Source organism: Pseudoalteromonas sp. CO348, from assembly GCF_004208845.1.
Classification (GTDB): domain Bacteria; phylum Pseudomonadota; class Gammaproteobacteria; order Enterobacterales; family Alteromonadaceae; genus Pseudoalteromonas; species Pseudoalteromonas maricaloris.
Genome location: NZ_SGPI01000038.1, coordinates 49,398 through 65,056 on the forward strand (window position 1 = coordinate 49,398; position 15,659 = coordinate 65,056).

Annotated in this window: 16 protein-coding genes; 9 read left to right on the forward strand and 7 right to left on the reverse strand. The window is 41.2% G+C overall.

Going from position 1 to position 15,659, the window contains the following annotated elements; genetic code table 11:
• The first annotated feature begins 207 nt into the window (after nucleotides 1–207).
• Together EXT48_RS19350 and cdd are read left to right on the forward strand one after the other, a co-directional pair.
• Nucleotides 208–525, forward strand: a complete 318-nt coding sequence (locus tag EXT48_RS19350) for a hypothetical protein (RefSeq protein ID WP_232288019.1) — start codon at nucleotides 208–210, stop codon at nucleotides 523–525.
• Between the two features lie 43 nt (nucleotides 526–568).
• A complete protein-coding gene (gene cdd, locus EXT48_RS19355) occupies nucleotides 569–1,435 on the forward strand; it encodes a cytidine deaminase (protein ID WP_130165443.1) in 867 nt (288 codons plus the stop codon).
• A 26-nt stretch (nucleotides 1,436–1,461) separates the two neighbouring features.
• Here the strand turns inward: cdd and udp are convergent, their stop codons facing one another.
• Nucleotides 1,462–2,220 (reverse strand): uridine phosphorylase, encoded by a 759-nt coding sequence (gene udp, locus EXT48_RS19360; protein ID WP_039495050.1) that lies wholly within the window; start codon nucleotides 2,218–2,220, stop codon nucleotides 1,462–1,464.
• Nucleotides 2,221–2,610: 390 nt separating this feature from the next.
• Between udp and EXT48_RS19365 the strand changes: the two genes are divergently transcribed.
• The 3 genes from EXT48_RS19365 (at nucleotide 2,611) to EXT48_RS19375 (ending at nucleotide 5,676) form a co-directional block, all read left to right on the forward strand.
• Nucleotides 2,611–3,390, forward strand: coding sequence for a DUF2189 domain-containing protein (locus tag EXT48_RS19365; protein WP_039495051.1), 780 nt, complete (start codon nucleotides 2,611–2,613; stop codon nucleotides 3,388–3,390).
• A 296-nt stretch (nucleotides 3,391–3,686) separates the two neighbouring features.
• On the forward strand, nucleotides 3,687–4,799 hold the full coding sequence (locus EXT48_RS19370) for an arginase family protein (RefSeq protein ID WP_045990324.1): 1,113 nt from the start codon (nucleotides 3,687–3,689) through the stop codon (nucleotides 4,797–4,799).
• A gap of 166 nt (nucleotides 4,800–4,965) precedes the next feature.
• Complete coding sequence (locus EXT48_RS19375; protein ID WP_130165444.1) at nucleotides 4,966–5,676, forward strand: transporter substrate-binding domain-containing protein; 711 nt, start codon at nucleotides 4,966–4,968, stop codon at nucleotides 5,674–5,676.
• A gap of 16 nt (nucleotides 5,677–5,692) precedes the next feature.
• Here the strand turns inward: EXT48_RS19375 and EXT48_RS19380 are convergent, their stop codons facing one another.
• Complete coding sequence (locus tag EXT48_RS19380; protein ID WP_017216709.1) at nucleotides 5,693–5,935, reverse strand: VF530 family DNA-binding protein; 243 nt, start codon at nucleotides 5,933–5,935, stop codon at nucleotides 5,693–5,695.
• A gap of 32 nt (nucleotides 5,936–5,967) precedes the next feature.
• Entirely contained in the window at nucleotides 5,968–6,249 is a 282-nt protein-coding gene (locus EXT48_RS19385; RefSeq protein WP_130165445.1) for a DUF1496 domain-containing protein, read from the reverse strand.
• A 60-nt stretch (nucleotides 6,250–6,309) separates the two neighbouring features.
• Here EXT48_RS19385 and EXT48_RS19390 point away from each other — a divergent pair, with 60 nt between their 5' ends.
• The gene (locus EXT48_RS19390) at nucleotides 6,310–6,540 is read left to right on the forward strand and encodes a TIGR02647 family protein (RefSeq protein WP_010373121.1); all 231 of its coding nucleotides are present in this window, start codon (nucleotides 6,310–6,312) and stop codon (nucleotides 6,538–6,540) included.
• 74 nt (nucleotides 6,541–6,614) lie between these two features.
• On the opposite strand, the gene maiA is transcribed toward EXT48_RS19390, so the two are convergent.
• Both maiA and hmgA read right to left on the reverse strand, forming a co-directional pair.
• Nucleotides 6,615–7,241 (reverse strand): maleylacetoacetate isomerase, encoded by a 627-nt coding sequence (gene maiA, locus EXT48_RS19395; RefSeq protein ID WP_205992122.1) that lies wholly within the window; start codon nucleotides 7,239–7,241, stop codon nucleotides 6,615–6,617.
• 8 nt (nucleotides 7,242–7,249) lie between these two features.
• Nucleotides 7,250–8,545 carry a homogentisate 1,2-dioxygenase gene (gene hmgA, locus EXT48_RS19400; RefSeq protein ID WP_130165447.1) on the reverse strand — a complete coding sequence of 432 codons (1,296 nt, stop codon included), beginning with the start codon at nucleotides 8,543–8,545 and terminating at the stop codon, nucleotides 7,250–7,252.
• 112 nt (nucleotides 8,546–8,657) lie between these two features.
• On the opposite strand from hmgA, the gene EXT48_RS19405 reads away from it, so the two are divergent.
• Entirely contained in the window at nucleotides 8,658–9,143 is a 486-nt protein-coding gene (locus EXT48_RS19405) for a MarR family winged helix-turn-helix transcriptional regulator (RefSeq protein ID WP_130165448.1), read from the forward strand.
• Between the two features lie 401 nt (nucleotides 9,144–9,544).
• On the opposite strand, the gene EXT48_RS19410 is transcribed toward EXT48_RS19405, so the two are convergent.
• Together EXT48_RS19410 and EXT48_RS19415 are read right to left on the reverse strand one after the other, a co-directional pair.
• The gene (locus tag EXT48_RS19410) at nucleotides 9,545–12,709 is read right to left on the reverse strand and encodes a TonB-dependent receptor (protein ID WP_069019303.1); all 3,165 of its coding nucleotides are present in this window, start codon (nucleotides 12,707–12,709) and stop codon (nucleotides 9,545–9,547) included.
• Nucleotides 12,710–12,743: 34 nt separating this feature from the next.
• Nucleotides 12,744–13,604, reverse strand: coding sequence for a S1/P1 nuclease (locus tag EXT48_RS19415; protein WP_039495059.1), 861 nt, complete (start codon nucleotides 13,602–13,604; stop codon nucleotides 12,744–12,746).
• A gap of 378 nt (nucleotides 13,605–13,982) precedes the next feature.
• Here EXT48_RS19415 and EXT48_RS19420 point away from each other — a divergent pair, with 378 nt between their 5' ends.
• Together EXT48_RS19420 and EXT48_RS19425 are read left to right on the forward strand one after the other, a co-directional pair.
• Nucleotides 13,983–14,720 carry a PhnD/SsuA/transferrin family substrate-binding protein gene (locus EXT48_RS19420; RefSeq protein ID WP_239359039.1) on the forward strand — a complete coding sequence of 246 codons (738 nt, stop codon included), beginning with the start codon at nucleotides 13,983–13,985 and terminating at the stop codon, nucleotides 14,718–14,720.
• Nucleotides 14,710–15,636, forward strand: a complete 927-nt coding sequence (locus tag EXT48_RS19425; protein WP_045990333.1) for a hypothetical protein — start codon at nucleotides 14,710–14,712, stop codon at nucleotides 15,634–15,636. The genes EXT48_RS19420 and EXT48_RS19425 overlap by 11 nt, the downstream gene beginning before the upstream one ends.
• Nucleotides 15,637–15,659 lie beyond the last annotated feature (23 nt).

Sequence of the window (15,659 nt, forward strand, 5' to 3'; positions counted from 1 at the left end):
AAAACCAATCCCAATGGATTGGTTTTTTTATTTTGGTTGGTTTTTTATTAGTATATTTATTGACAGTAATTCTCATTGATTTAAAATGCGCGGCTGGTTTAACCAGTCGTTTTATTTGTTTTATTCAAGAATTGTCGGTTGATGGGTCTACGATACATGCACAAAATTTCTACTAGCGTCACATTTGATGAGTGTAATGATCTGATTATGATGAAGGTCAGAGGCATTGCGAATGCAAACGATGTGGTCTCGGCATACGAGAAAGCCAATCTATATGCTAAAAAGCATAATAGTAGCAAAGTATTAGTGGATGTGAGTGAACTTGAACACCGCTTTGCTGCGATTGATATTGTGAACATAATGCCAAAAGTTGCGCACAATATCGGTAATTTACACATCGCGCGCGTCGTTGGTTTTGAAGGTTATATGCATGACCTTTTTCTACAAAAAATTAAGCGTTTTAATATCAGCGCTGAAAACTTTGAGTGTTTTAAATCTGCAAGAGAATGGTTGAGTCGGCTGTAACTCTTGCGTAAACTATCCTGCCATAGATAAACATGACAACAATATGGCAAAGATAGAACCATCAATAAAAAGTGCGTTAACGCAATACGCCATTGCCCATCGTGGAATATTTAGTTATTCCCAGCTAGCACAATATCAAAACCGTTTTCACTTATCTGGATCTGAGCTTGAGGCTGCTTTACTTGAAGTTGCAGCCGAGTTTGCTACGCCTCCTATTTCACAATTTTATGTTGGTGCCATTGCTTGGGATGATAAATCTCAACAAGCGTTTTTAGGCGCTAATATAGAATTTTCGCATCAAGCGCTTTCTTTGGTTGTTCATGCCGAGCAAGCGGCAATTAACAATGCGTGGTTAAATGGTGCAACTGAAATCTCTAAAATGACGATCAATGCCGCGCCTTGCGGATTTTGTCGCCAGTTTATGAATGAACTAAGCACCGCAAAGGAGCTTGAAATCTTATTGCCGACAGGCAAAACCTCGTTGTGTGATTTGCTGCCGACTTCGTTTGGTCCGGACGATCTGGGCAACAGTGAAAAACTCTTTTCTCAAGAGCAACATCTTGCTGCGAATGAAACATCGCCTGCATCAATCAGTGCAGCGCTTTATCAGCATTATCTGCACGCTTATTGCCCCTACACACACAATCAAAGTGCGGTGGAAATTAAACTAGACACTGGCGAGTGCTTTTATGGGCGTTATGCTGAAAATGCGGCTTATAACCCAAGCTTATCGCCATTACAAAGTGCACTAAGTCAATTAGCGATGTCGGGTAAAGTATTATCTGAGGTAAATGTAGTAGGGATCACTTTGCTAGAAAAGCAGGGCTGTGCTAACCAGTTGCAAGTAAGCTTAGCAGTATTAAAGGCATACAATGCCGAGCATTTGCTTACACATATAGAGATTGAGTAGTCACTCAATCTCTACGCTTAGCGCTATTATTTCGAAAGTAACAGTTCAGCTGCTTTTAATACTGCAGTGACGGCTTTCTTTTCAACAGCTTGATGGTCGACATTGGGGATTTCTTGGCGTGTTCTATTCACCAAAACGCCCGCAAGACAAGCTGCTTTCAATCCAAGTGCTGCACACATGGTAAACAACGTCGCAGACTCCATCTCATAGTTCATCACATTAAGCTTTTGCCATTCTGCACACGAACCTTGATACGCCTTTCTGACGTAGCCTGAATATGTGTCGTAGCGTTCTTGCCCTGGGTAGAAAGTATCGCTAGACGCAGTGATCCCAACGTGATGAGTAATGCCCAACGATTCACAAGCTTGTACCATTGCCGAAGTGGTGTGGAAATCAGAAACCGCAGGAAACTCGATAGGCGCAAAGTGCTGGCTAGCGCCATCTAAACGCACTGATGCCGTGCTCACCAAAATATCACCTTCATTGATATGTGGTTGAATAGCGCCAGTCGTACCTATGCGTAAAAAGGTAGTGATACCAAGCTGTGCTAGCTCTTCAACTGCGATTGACGTTGATGGGCCGCCTATACCTGTTGAACAAATTACCACAGGACTTTCATTTAAAAAGCCAAGGTAAATATGAAATTCGCGAGTTTGTGCTAAGCAGACAGGAGAATCGAGATATTCGGAAATGCGTTTTGAGCGCTCGGGATCACCCGGAACAATTGCCAGTGAAGCGCCTTGTAGGTCGGCTTTCGTAAGACCTAAGTGAAATACCTTTTCCATAGTAAACCTTAGTTATAATTAAAGCGTAATGTTTATAGTTAATGCCTATCAAGTACAGGACAGATGTCCTATTTAAGCGTGACGTGTTTAAATTATAGCAACCGAAGTAAGTAAATTATTTTTAAGTGGGGAAGTCGTATTAGTAGTACCGCTCTTGCGTGCTGCTACCGCTAATGAATCACTACATAAGGTACCTAAATCCATATAGGCAAGGCAAAAATTTTGCTATTTAGTTGTGCTTAATGAGAAATTTTTAACGAAGCTTATATGATATTTTGCCCTTCAAATTGGTTAGAGAGTTAATACAGCTGGTATTATAGCTCGGGATAGCTTGCAGGATTGTCGATGTTCCACTAAACCTTAACATGAGAGCAACAATGAGGAATGGTTATGCCTGCTACACATTCTATAAATAAAGATAACGAATTTGCGCGTTGCTTTGAGTGCAACAAAGTCCCAACCATGGCGCCGTTTCACTGGCTCGCATTAGCGTTTAAAGATATTGCAAATGCGCCATTACTTAGCCTAGTGTATGGACTTATTTTTACCCTTATACCTGCTTTTATCATGTGGTTAGTGTACCAATCAGGTACTCACTTGGTAATTCTGCCTGCCGCTGTCGCCTTTGCGCTTATCGGGCCTGCTTTCGCTGCTGGCTTGTATGATGTAGCGTGGGAGTTGGAAAAGGGCCATAAACCAACATTATCACACAGCCTTAAGTCAATGTTCCGTAATCCGGCTGGCGAGTGGGGGTTTGCGGTGTTACTGATGGTCATTATGATTGTTTGGATGCGCCTAGCTGCGCTTATTCATGCATTATATCCAAATGTTCCGAATCCAACGTTTGAACAACTTTCGGCATTTTTAGCACTCGGCTCGATAGTGGGGGGCATTTTATTGGTGTGTGTATTTGCGATCTCAGCGTTTACCCCGCAAATAATGATGGAGCGCCGAGTGGATATTATGACTGCGGTAATAAGCTCAATGCATGCGGTGAAGGAAAATGTCGGCGCTATGGTGGTGTGGTGTGGGATCTTAGTGTTCATGGTGATGCTTGGGTTTGCAACTGGAACGGCTGGCTTTATCGTTATTATGCCGCTACTTGCGTACGCAAGTTGGCATGGCTATATCGCTGTAATTAAAACAAAAGTGCCACGTCACTACGAATAACTAAACACCCTCTATGAATAAACAACCGCAGCCTCAACGCGCATTGTTGGTACTGCGGTTGACTTCCTATTTGAACCTGTTATATGTGCTGCAACAACGACCTAACGAACAGTCAATGTCTTCCGAAAACGAAGTTAGAAATCAAGAAAACCTTTTGATTTATAAGTTTTTTTATTTTTAATTTATCGTTTTTACTCATTTCAAGCCAATCGTATTTTGAGTGTGACGCAAAATATAGAGCGCAATAGGGAAGATTTTTCTGGGTCGCATGATTATGCATATAAGAGGGGATAGCGATGTCTGAGAGCAAAAAACAATTCCATAAAAAACTTGAGCACTGTTTATGCCCACCGGGTGATGGTGTGTTTACAGTAAACACAGCGAAAGAAAGAAAAGACGCGCTAAGACAAAAGCTATATGGACAAACAGAAGGTGTTGATACTTTATGGAAAGCGTCACTGGAAAAATTGGGCGAAAGTGAACATAAAGCGGCAATTCTTGGGATCAGTTCGGATTGTGGCGGTGGTATTTTACGCGGCGCTAACTGGGGCCCGTTATTTTTGCGTTCGACATTAATTGAGCAACAGCCGCAAACAAGCGCGTTTGACCTTGGCGATGTGCGTGTTATTCCACATTTACTACACGACAAATATTTAAACGAGAGCACGATCAGTAATTGTCAAAAGGCACTTTATGCTGACCCAGAGAGTGAGTATTACGTCTCACCATTATCTATTACAGAAGATGTGTGTGATGGCTTTTACGAAAATTACCCAGATAAAGGCGTGTTTGGCATTGGTGGTGATCACTCAATCAGCTACCCGTTAACAAAAGCGTATCTTAAAGCAAAGCGTGCTCGTGGTGTAAAAACAGCGATTATCCATTTTGATGCTCACACGGATTTACTTGTTGAGCGCTTAGGTATCGATTTATGCTTCGGCTCTTGGTGTACGCATATTCTAGAGTTTTTACCTGCACCCCATCACTTAGTGCAATTTGGGATCCGCTCGAGTGGCAAACCTAAGTCTCATTGGGAGTCTACATTCGGTGTTAAGCAGCATTGGGCTCATGAGATCAGAGAGCGTGGTGCACAAGCGATTGTAGATGAAGTTATTGCACAGCTAAAGGCTGACGGTGTTGAAGAGCTTTATGTTAGCTTTGACATTGACGCACTTGATGAAGAGTTTGCTTCTGCAACGGGTACTCCAGAGGCAGGCGGTATGACTCCAGACGAAGCGATGTTAATTCTACAAGCGCTGCGTGGTGAGTTTAAAATCACAGGTGCAGACATGATGGAAATTGCCCCATTTACCGATAGCTCTCTTGTTGGACAAACGAGCTCAGAAACCACGCTTAAAGAAGGTGCTAAGCTGAGTGCATTTTTGATTGATGCTATCAACAATAGCTAAAGTAATTATGTAGCTCTGTGATAGGCAGGGGCATCCTTGCCTATCACTCATTCACTTCGATAAGTTACCCATAACTCCCATCTACAAGAAGCCATTCTATCTCTTTAAAAATTGCTCAACCTTTAAGTTAAGACTATATTATTCAAGTAGCTATGGGGAGAGTTTCATGAAGGGTGCACGCTCTTTTGGTCTTTGTATTTTGCTGATGAGTTTCAGTGCGCTTGCCTACACGCTAAATATAGTCACTGAGAACTTTCCTGACTTCCAATACCTTAATGAAAAAGGAGAACTAATTGGGCGTTCAGCGGATAAAGTCAGGGCGGTGCTTGATGACTCTGGCATTGATTACACCATCAACGTACTTTCATGGCCTGCAGCCTATAATGCTGCATTAAGAAAAGAAGATACCTGTGTGTTTTCAACAGCCAGAAATACCATCCGCGAAAATGAGTTTACTTGGGTATTTCCCATTGACACTTTTACCACCTCTTTTTATGCGCTACGTGAAAGCAAAATCAAGCTGAATAAACTAGAAGATGCGCAAGCTTATCGAACAGCGGTGATCCGAGACAATTTTAGCCACCAATTTTTAATGGAACATGGTTTTCAAGAAGGGAAGCAGCTGATCCTGATTAATTCTTTTGATAAGGTTTTTGAGCTACTCAAGACGCGCAAAGACTTTGTTGATTTGGTGGTATTAAGTGATGCCCAGTTTAGGTTTCGAAGTGCAAAAGAGCAAACGGCTCAATTACTTGAGCCGGTATATACATTAGATCAGTTTAATACGTCTCTTTATCTAGCCTGTAATAAAAATGTTCCCAAACACATTCTTGATAAGCTTCAGGAAACTTACAACGTGCTTTATGTAGCCAAATAAACTTAGAGAAAACGGGTTATTTTTTTATATCTGGCCACTGAAAGCCGTGGAAGGTATCTAGATACAGTTGCTCCACTTTGGTTCTTGCCCAAGGTGTGCGACGCAAAAACTTGAGACTAGATTTAACGCTTGGATTATCTTTGAAGCAGTTGATATCTACGGCGGCTGCCATTTCTTTCCAGCCTAGCTGCTGTTCAAGTTTTACAATAATTTCTTCTAACTTGATACCGTGAAGGGGGTTATTTGCTTGGGTTGTCATCTTCTACTTCTATATAACTTTAGATATTACGCCTAGTTTACCCTAATTTTATCCGAAATTTCAGGTCTAATTGGTGCACCAGACGCATCAGCCTTTACCCACACAAGTTTGCCATTGTCTTCGTTATACTTTTTCGTTGCACAGATAAACAGCATGTCAAACTGTAGCAATAGTGCGCCTTCGCTATATGACTTTCCTTCATACCAACAGACTTGCTTTGGTATTTCTCCATATAACCTCAAATCAGCGGGCGTTGTCGCCAAAACAGGCAGTGAGATCAAATTAACAGTGATTAAACAAATTAAAAACTTCATCAAATTTGGTTTTTTGAACTAGAGTGTTAGATGACTATAGAAGAATAAGGAAAAATGACAATGGCATTAGACCAAAAATTGTTGGATGAGTTGACCTTACTAGCTAGATTTCCAAGACATAGTTTGCATCAGGGGATAAAAATTCATAGCAGCGCGCCTGAAGGTATACAAGGTGCCGCGATGCGGCTATTTGAAAAAGGGGTCATTGACAGCCCCGATGGGGGTTATTTGACTGATCTTGGTCACGACCTTATTGGCCATTTTGATCATGTCTATAGCGCGTTGAAATAACAAACGTTCGTTTGATTGAAAGAGTGATATGCTTAGCATGTCACTCTTTTTAGTTGGCTTATCGTTTACTAGCCTTATTGTGCGTCTAATTGATTTTCAGGCGCCGCATCAGAAAACGCATCAAGCGTATTACAATATTCGTACACTCGACTGATCTTAGGAAATGCAGTCATATCAACTTTAAAACGCAGGGCATTAAACACTTGTGGTACTAAACAAACATCTGCGAGTGTGGGCTCCGTGCCAAAGCAAAATTGACCGTCACCTATCATAGGTTCGATCTTTTTAAAGCCTTCGATAACCCAATGGCGATACCACTCATTTTTTTGCTCATCAGATGCACCTAGCTCACTTGAGAGATATTTAAGCACACGCAGGTTATCGATAGGGTGGATATCACAGGCTATGGCGTAGCAAAAGTTTCTTACCTGCGCTTTTTGCCAAGGATCTTGTGGTAGCAATGCTTGGCCTGTTTGGGTTTCTTCTAGCCACTCCAATATTGCTAAAGATTGTGCAAGAACGCCATGCTCAGTTTCAAGAGCCGGTAGTAACCCTTGACCGTTTTTACTTAAATATGCCTCGCCGCTTTGCTCCGATTTAAGCAGGTTTACTGGGACTAACTCGTGGTCTAATCCTTTAAGATTTAAAGCAATACGCACACGATAGGCTGCAGATGAGCGAAAATAAGTATAGAGTTTCAACATAATCTTTATGCTCCTTTAAAGTACTTTTTAATGCCTTTCCAGCAATCAGCATAGTTAGGCTGACGCGCTTTGCCTTCTAAAGCATACTTAGTTGGAGAGATAATGTAACGTGACTCAAACATAAACGCGAGTGTGTTTTCATAGCGCTGTGGTGCAAGCTCTGCATTACTCGCCTTTTCAAATACATCCGCTTCTGGTCCATGTGGAGACATACAGTTGTGTAGACTCATGCCACCGGGCACAAAACCATGTTCTTTGGCGTCGTATACCCCTTCAATTAAGCCCATAAACTCACTCATGATATTACGGTGATAATAAGGCGGACGGAATGTATTTTCTGCCACCATCCAGCGCGGTGGGAAGATCACAAAGTCTACGTTTGCAACACCTGGTGTGCCTGATGGAGAAGTCAGTACAGTAAAGATTGACGGATCTGGATGATCAAAGCTTACGGTGTTCATTACGTTAAATCGTGCTAAATCATATTTGTATGGGGCGCTATTACCTGTCCATGCAACCACATCAAGCGGTGAGTGGCCAATCTCACAGCGGAACAAATTACCATTAAACTTTGCAACGAGTTCAAAATCACCTTCTTTGTCTTCAAAGGCGGCAACGGGGTATTGAAAGTCACGTTCGTTGGTATAGCCATTCGCACCAACGGGGCCTCGTTCAGGCAATATGTAAGGGTGTCCGTAGTTTTCACAAATATAACCACGCACCGTATCGCTTAAAAGCTCTACACTGAATTTGATACCTCGAGGGATAACGGCAATCTCACCTGGTTTAATTGCGAGTTTTCCACACTCAGTGTGTAAAATGAGTTCACCTTGCTGCGGGACGAATAACAACTCGCCATCCGCATTATAGAAATAACGACCTTCCATTGATGCGTTAGCAACGTAAACATGAATACCAATCCCGCTTTGGCCATTGGCACTGCCGTTAGCTGCCATCGTCACTAAGCCATCGATAAAATCTGTTTTTTCTTGTGGTATATCGATAGGGTTCCAGCGCAACATGGAAGGGGGGGTAATGGCTTCAGTTATTGGTGCCGTGCGCAATAGGCCATTATCCATCGCTTCATATTCACCTTGTAAAACAGAAGGGCGAATACGGTAGAACCAATTTCGACGATTATCAGCACGAGGTGCTGTAAAAGCGGTGGTGTTATATTGCTCTGCATAAAGATCGTATTTTACTTTTTGCGGTGAAAATTGACCAATAGGTAAAGCGCCCGGCAGTGCTTCACTTTCAAATTGATTACCAAATCCAGTTAAATATTGAAGTTCTTGGCTCATGTGTCTCGACTCCTTTGTGTTTTATAGTAAGATACTCTCATGTGAGAGTATTTTCAATATTTGTCAACTAGTCGCTCTGTAAAGTTATAGTGACAGTTGGGAGTGTGAAATAATGTCTAAAAATAATGAAAAACTGCTGAATATAAACGAATTTTTGCCGTATCAACTGGTTTCACTGTCAACAAAAGTGAGCAACGACTTTGCGCACGTCTATGAACAAAAGGGAGAATTAACGCAGCCACAATGGCGTGTGTTATCTCATGCAATACAGAAGAAGGGGAGTACCGCAAAGCATATTTGTGAACTGGCAAGCATGGATAAATCAACCGTTTCAAGAGCAATTAAGCAGTTACAAGACCGAGAGTTGATTGAGATGTTAGTGAGTCCAAGTGATAAACGTGCAAAAACTATTGCAGTGACAGAGCAAGGAAGAGTGCTTTATCAAACGTTAACGCCGCTTGCATTGGCATGGGAAACTGAGCTACTTAGTTGTTTTAGCGATGAGCAGAAAGAAAAGTTCGTACAACTACTGAAATTGTTACAGTCCGCAGTAGATGAAAAAGAGCTTGATCACTCGCTTAGAACAAGCTCTATATAGTAAAGTACCGCCGAATGTTATCTCGTACGGTTTTCTGTACATGATATTATAGTCATATAGATCATGTAGAGCATGGATATTTCAAATGCGCTGCTTTTTAGTGAATGATTGGATAGAGAGATGATTAAAAAATCAATAGCTATGCCTAACATCGTGACTACAAAGCCGATAAAAGCTTTACGTTTTAACATAATTTATCCCTTATCATATTGATAATCCCTTCATTTTAACATTTAGTATGGTTGCTTCTTCAGAAGCAATGACTTGTCCTGTATCTATTATATTTACTATCAGGAATTTATAAAGGTTAATTAATTGGAAAATAATCTTAAGCTGGATTAAATATAAAAAAGGCCAACTTTCGCTGGCCTTTGGGAGATTATCTAATTACGTGTTAGATATTAGAAGTTGTAGCGTACGCCAATCTTGATGCGGTAAGTTGAGTCTTCTGCTTCAAACTTATAGTCGCTAGTAATCGGTGCGCCGATGATGTACTTACCAGTCGCAGGGTCGATATCCATATTTAGCGTATTACGAGTGCCAAAGTCTTGCGTATAAACTTTACCAGCTGAAGAATCAATCAGGTTTAGTAAGTTGTTCACTACGAAGTAAACTTCACCTTTATGATCTTTGGTGAAACCTGGAAGTTCCTGAGAAACATACAGATCCATAGTCGTTGTCCAAGGCGATGTAGCTGCGCTACGGTCAACGAAGCCACCCGCATAGCCAGACAGACCTAAGCTCTCATAATGAGCAAGCACTTCTGCCTCAGTTGTACCTTCGTAACGAAGTACGTTTGCATCGTTTGCCGTTGGAACATAAGCTAGGTAGTTACCGCCGAACGTAGAGCCAAAGCCTGAAGGCTGAATTAGATCTTGATCGAAGAAGCGACCACCAGTTAGGTTTTGCCATCTTGTTAGGTGGCTGTATGCTGAACCTGAACGGCGTTCAAAGAATAGATTGAAATTCGTTTTATAGTTTTCAATGAACTCTGTTGAATAGCCAAGGTTTAGAACAAAACGGTGCTCAGTTTCATAAGAAGAAGTACCGATTTGTGTCTCTTGGTGATCCAAGAAGTGACCGTAGCGGTAGTTACTACGACCAGTCGATGAACTACCTGGGTTACCTTCAGTGATATCTTGGTGAGTATAAGACATATCAAACTTGAAGCCATTATCCCACGTTTTAGAAAGACCAGTACTTAGGATAATTGAACGACCGTTTTTATCTGCGTTCGTTAGCATAATCTCAAGTTCACTGGTATCGTAGAATGGTAATGCACCATCAGCAGTAGAACCTACTACATCGCCTTCTTGAAGAAGTGCAGCATTTACCCATTCAGCGGTATTTTCTTTATCTGTGAAGATTGCAGTCGTAGTCCACGCGAATCCGTCACCAAGGCCTGGGATGTCAAGTGTTACATCCGCATTTAGCATATAAGTCCACTGTGATGGAATGTCGAAGTTAGGATCGATAAAGTTCGAAACTGAACCACGATTCGCATTGTTAATACCTTCGATAGCTTCTGGCGGAATAGTATTTAGGATATTTGCTGGAGCAGTAACATCACTAGCAGAGAAGTTTTGACGACTGAAGCCATCGTTTGAGTAAGAGTTTGAGATCCAAACGTTAGGGTTACCACCTGCATAACGACCTACGCTACCACGGATAGTTACGTCTTCGTTCATGTAGTAAGTGAAACCTGCACGAGGCAACCAAATGTCAGCGCCATCTAGGTTATAAGTGTTATCAAAACCCGTTCTGTCCAATACGTCTTGGTTGAACGCTGGTTTGTCGTCAGAGCCTAAACGCTCGTAACGAAGACCAAAGCTAAACGCTAGTTCATCGCTGAAGTCCCAACGGTCGTTCACGTATAGTGCAAGGTCTTTACGTTTGAATGCCGCTGCAACTGCATCAGGGTTATTGCCGATACCGTTGCTATATGTGTATCTTGAAATTTGGCGTGCAGCAAAGTCTTCTAGGCTGTTAAATGTGATAACACCCTTAGAACCATCTAGATAAAGGTTTTCAACGTCTAGAATGTCATACTTGATACCGAACTCTAGTGTATGTTCGTCAAGTAGGTAAGTACCGTCAAACTTGAATGTTGTTAGGTCGTTTTCTAGTGAGTTTGAGTGGCGGCTAGCATCTGAACCAAAGCTGATGTCACCTGTAACACCATCACCATCTACGTCGATGTTGCTGATGCTGATATCACCTAAACCAAGTGCGCTATCAAGTGAAATCTGACCAGTTTCAACAGATTTGCTTGTGATACTGATTTGCGTTGAGAAATCATCTGTCCAGTCAGAGTATAGTGTTGAGCTGAAGTTATTTAGTTTTTCAGATTTATTGTACCAATAAGTGCTTAGGTGTAGATCATCAGCATCATCAGTCATGTTGTTTGTGCGGTTACCTTCATTGAACATGTAGATAAAGTTTGCACGATGATAGTCGTTGATGTTCCAATCTAGTTTGATGATGTATTTTTCATCTTCTAGTTGTGGTTGAGTGTCTGCACCACCGATGTTATCAACACCATATACTTCAGAAGCAATTTTGCGTACTTCTGCTAAGTCGTTTTGTGTGATTTTTGTCTCGTTAGCGCCAATACCAGAACCTGCAGGGCCCCACTCAATTGACTGAGGAGATTCATACTTTTCGTAAGCACCGAAGAAGAATAGTTTGTTTTCGATAAGAGGCGCACCGATTGAGAAGCCATAGTTCTCTTCTTCAAACTCTAGTGGAACTTCTTTACCATTGTTTTTTGGAGTACCTGCCCAGCTGTCAGTCATTTTCTCATAGAAAACGCTACCAGTGATTTCGTTAGTACCAGACTTAAATACCGCGTCAACGTTACCACCAGTAAAGCCGCTTGATTTAGCATTTGTTGGTGCTACTTGAACGGTTACTTGGTCAAGTGCGTCTAGAGGGAATGGGTTACGTTGTGTTGGGTAACCACCAGAGTTAAGACCGAAGTCATCGTTTAGTGGAATACCATCAACAGTAATAGAGTTTGTACGCGGGTTTGAGCCTGCGATTGTCATTGAGCTGTCGCTACCAGGTTGGATAACAACTAGCGGGTTATTTCTTACTACGTCTTTAATATCACGGTTGATACTAGGCGTGCTCTTGATTGCATCTGCACCGTAATAAGTGTCGTTTGCAGAGGAGTTAAATAGTACTGGAGTACCAGTAACTACGATAGACTCCATTTGCAATTCGCTTAGCTGCTGGTCGATCTTTTGTGCTTCGCCTAGTGATAGGTAAACGTTACGCAGCTCAGCGTCACGGAATTTGTTTGAGTCGATAGTGATGGTATATGGACCACCAACGCGAAGACCTGATGCGTTGTACGTACCAGTGTCATTCGTTGTAACAACGCGGCGTGTACCTGTCGGTTCGTGAACGATGATAATCTTAGTGTCTGCAGCTGGATTACCTTGAGGTCCTACAATCTGTCCTTTGATAGACGAAGATGTATCTGCCGCAACCGCCATGCCACTCATGCCTAAACTTGCAGCGATAGCAAGCGTAAGTGCATTTTTGCGAAGTTGGATTTTCATTATGTTGTTTCCCGTGTTAGTAGGTTATTTTAAACTAATGGTTAACTGTTATTTTATTTGCTGATTTCAATGATGAAACCAGCGGTTTAGAATTAGGATCATAAATTTGGTTTAATAGGCCAGCTAATCTAATGCCACCTTGTTGCAGCCTAAATTTAATTGTTGGCATATATTTATAAATGTAACCGTAACTTATTTCAGTTTCATTGCTGTTATAAACTTTTTCAGCAATATTATTTGACTCAAGCAACCAATCCGCTGGCGAGCTGTCTAAGTATTCAGCAATTATTTCATTATTTGTGGTTTGAATAAAACGTGTAAACTCGGTAAATGAAAGATTCTCATTTTCGATTAATTTGGTGTCCCAAGTGCTGTGTAAGTTTGAATCACTGCCAAAAAATTTTACTTTAATCATGTTACCGCCACGGTCTTTGCCGCGACCTGCGTGAAACGGTTGATGACTGTCACCTACAAGGTGAACCAGGAAACGGAATGCAAAACGCTTTTCATCAATTGATTTGGATTCTGATTTTAGCGTATTGATGGAATAGTAGATGCCATCTAGGATGTGTTTTACTTTTTCTTTGTCATTCAAATCGGCATGAACGTGCTCATGCATTGCTTTTGGGTTGTCGATGTTGATGTAATGCCACTTCGAAGATTGTTTACGCCAAAACGTGCCTGGATCCGAACGCATCTCATCAGCCCAAGTTGAAATTTCAGCCAGAGAGTCACCTTCTAATAAAGGTTGAATCGCAACGCGAGTCTGCTCGGTTAAATGTGCCTCAGCCAATTCGCCAATGATCCTATGACCATTTTGACCCCAGGCGTGTGCACTTGACGTCGTTATAGTCATCCCTACAGCGAAAAGTAATGACAAGCTTTTACGTAACATTTGTATCTCTTGTAGAAAAGGGAACAATCTTCCCAACCGAAAAGTGAGGCCAATTGTCCGTATTTTTCAACAAAATAAAAGGACTCAATAAGATTCATAATTTCTTGTCAATAAAGTAATAAATTCATCTGGTTACGAGTTATTGGTAAAATTACCTATTGCAATGAGTAAAGAAAATTGATCTAATAGCGGTCAAGAAAGGATAGGTTATTCCAATTAGTGATATATAGTAACATTTTGACTAGTAAATCAACAATTGTATCTTTGTTGTTTATAAGCGCATTATTGTGCTGGATTTTAGGGGCTCGGTTAATATCGGCAAAGCCTCTAACTCTTGATCCCGTCGTCCAGTATTCAAATACCTGCAAAACACGTTCAGTGTCTAATATCAACACGTTAAAAATACATGTTCCGATTAAAAGTCTCGCGTTAGACGTATTAGTTAGAGCGTGTGAAGATGAAGTGGTCACTAGGCAATATGGGCAAGTGAAAGTGTATTGGGGCGGAAGTCTCGCTGAGCAAATAGAGTTTCTTGCAAAGGGGATCGCTGATCTTATTTTAACGAAAGACAACATCATGTCGGCTTTGATGGCCGAATCAACGCATAGTTATAAGCCTGTTATCGGTTATCCGGCTTATTCCGCCTTTTTTATCTCAAACACAGAAAAACCTAAACTATCTAAATCGTATTTCTTAGATAAAAAAATAGGTTTGCTTGACTATCCAACAAGTCGCTCTGGTCACATATTACCAAAAAGTGCGTTTAAAGAGTTAGATATCGATATCAATGCGCTCGATATTACCTATTTAAGCTCGCATCAAGCGCTCCGCGATCGGTTGGCTGCTGGCGAAGTTGATATTATAGCTTCTTATTGGTCCGAAGAAGATGAGCAGCGGTTTTCGAAGAATTACATTACGCCAATTGCGAATAATGTTAGTGGCAGTAAATGGTATTTAAAAATGAACAACAATAACACTGACTTAGCTTGTGCAATGCAGGGAATTATTAACCAGGTGGCTCAATTAAGAACATCTAGTTACTTTGATAAGGTAGATAGATACTGGCAATGTGAAGCCTTACCTTATGGCTTTATCGGAGAAGAAGATGGAAGTTAGCCAGCGTAATATATCCGTTTTTATTGCTTTGGCACTGTTATTTAGCGGCATTTTCTACATTTCTCAAAGTATTGAAACTAAGCGGGTTTTGAAGCAACAAAAAGAAGCGGTTGCGCTTCGTGTTGCTATTGATATGAATCGTTTACCTGTCGCAGATCCTTTTTTACATTATGCAGGTAATGAAACTGAGTTAAGAGAATATATAAACTCACTCAATACAGTGTTAGACGCCCAAGATGCCCGTTTAACTGTTCTTGACATTAATACATCTGGAGCAGGACAGGGTGAAAAAAGCGAAGTACTAACATTATCAGCGCCACACAGAAACTTCTATGTCGCGGTCTCATTAGATGATACTAAACCTAAATCAGCCTATATTTTTCCACTGATTATGGCGTTTATCGGCGTTGCAGTGTTTAACTGGGTGAGAAGAAAAGGTATTGAGGCGAAGGTAAGTTCAAACCAAGCGCTAGAAAAGTTACCGGAATTTAAGCTTGTTATTGATTTGTATTCAAAAACAGTAACGACGAATAGAGACAAACTAGTAAGTGTCCAGCTTGCCAACAAACCATTATGCTTCTATTTAGCGCTTGTTGAGTTTTGCGATGTAAATCCCGATACTGTTCTCAATCAAAACAAAGAGATGCCGAAGGAGTTGTTGGATCTCGCTGATAAATACTTTTACCGTTTAGTTGAGCTTGGGCATACCATTAGAAAACGGCCCAACTTTACTAATAGTTTAGAAAAAACATTAAGTGAAATTAGAGCTGCGCTAGATGAGGTATTAGACGCTTGTCCAGAAAAAAAGGTGTTGTTTTATCCGCCGAAAGCACATGGCGAAGGGTCTCGTTCTAAATTACATAGTTACGGACTGAGTGGAGTGAAAAAGTCAGATATTGATATTATTGGTAAATAGAATGAATGCATATAAAGCGGTGC

Coding starts and splice junctions, on each gene's coding strand:
- EXT48_RS19425 (WP_045990333.1), top strand. CDS start 14,710: ATGGAAGTTAGCCAGCGTAATATATCCGTTTTTATTGCTTTGGCACTG.
- EXT48_RS19415 (WP_039495059.1), bottom strand. CDS start 13,604: ATGTTACGTAAAAGCTTGTCATTACTTTTCGCTGTAGGGATGACTATA.
- udp (WP_039495050.1), bottom strand. CDS start 2,220: ATGGAAAAGGTATTTCACTTAGGTCTTACGAAAGCCGACCTACAAGGC.
- cdd (WP_130165443.1), top strand. CDS start 569: ATGGCAAAGATAGAACCATCAATAAAAAGTGCGTTAACGCAATACGCC.
- EXT48_RS19410 (WP_069019303.1), bottom strand. CDS start 12,709: ATGAAAATCCAACTTCGCAAAAATGCACTTACGCTTGCTATCGCTGCA.
- EXT48_RS19350 (WP_232288019.1), top strand. CDS start 208: ATGATGAAGGTCAGAGGCATTGCGAATGCAAACGATGTGGTCTCGGCA.
- EXT48_RS19365 (WP_039495051.1), top strand. CDS start 2,611: ATGCCTGCTACACATTCTATAAATAAAGATAACGAATTTGCGCGTTGC.
- EXT48_RS19405 (WP_130165448.1), top strand. CDS start 8,658: ATGTCTAAAAATAATGAAAAACTGCTGAATATAAACGAATTTTTGCCG.
- EXT48_RS19370 (WP_045990324.1), top strand. CDS start 3,687: ATGTCTGAGAGCAAAAAACAATTCCATAAAAAACTTGAGCACTGTTTA.
- EXT48_RS19385 (WP_130165445.1), bottom strand. CDS start 6,249: ATGAAGTTTTTAATTTGTTTAATCACTGTTAATTTGATCTCACTGCCT.
- EXT48_RS19390 (WP_010373121.1), top strand. CDS start 6,310: ATGGCATTAGACCAAAAATTGTTGGATGAGTTGACCTTACTAGCTAGA.
- hmgA (WP_130165447.1), bottom strand. CDS start 8,545: ATGAGCCAAGAACTTCAATATTTAACTGGATTTGGTAATCAATTTGAA.
- EXT48_RS19375 (WP_130165444.1), top strand. CDS start 4,966: ATGAAGGGTGCACGCTCTTTTGGTCTTTGTATTTTGCTGATGAGTTTC.
- EXT48_RS19380 (WP_017216709.1), bottom strand. CDS start 5,935: ATGACAACCCAAGCAAATAACCCCCTTCACGGTATCAAGTTAGAAGAA.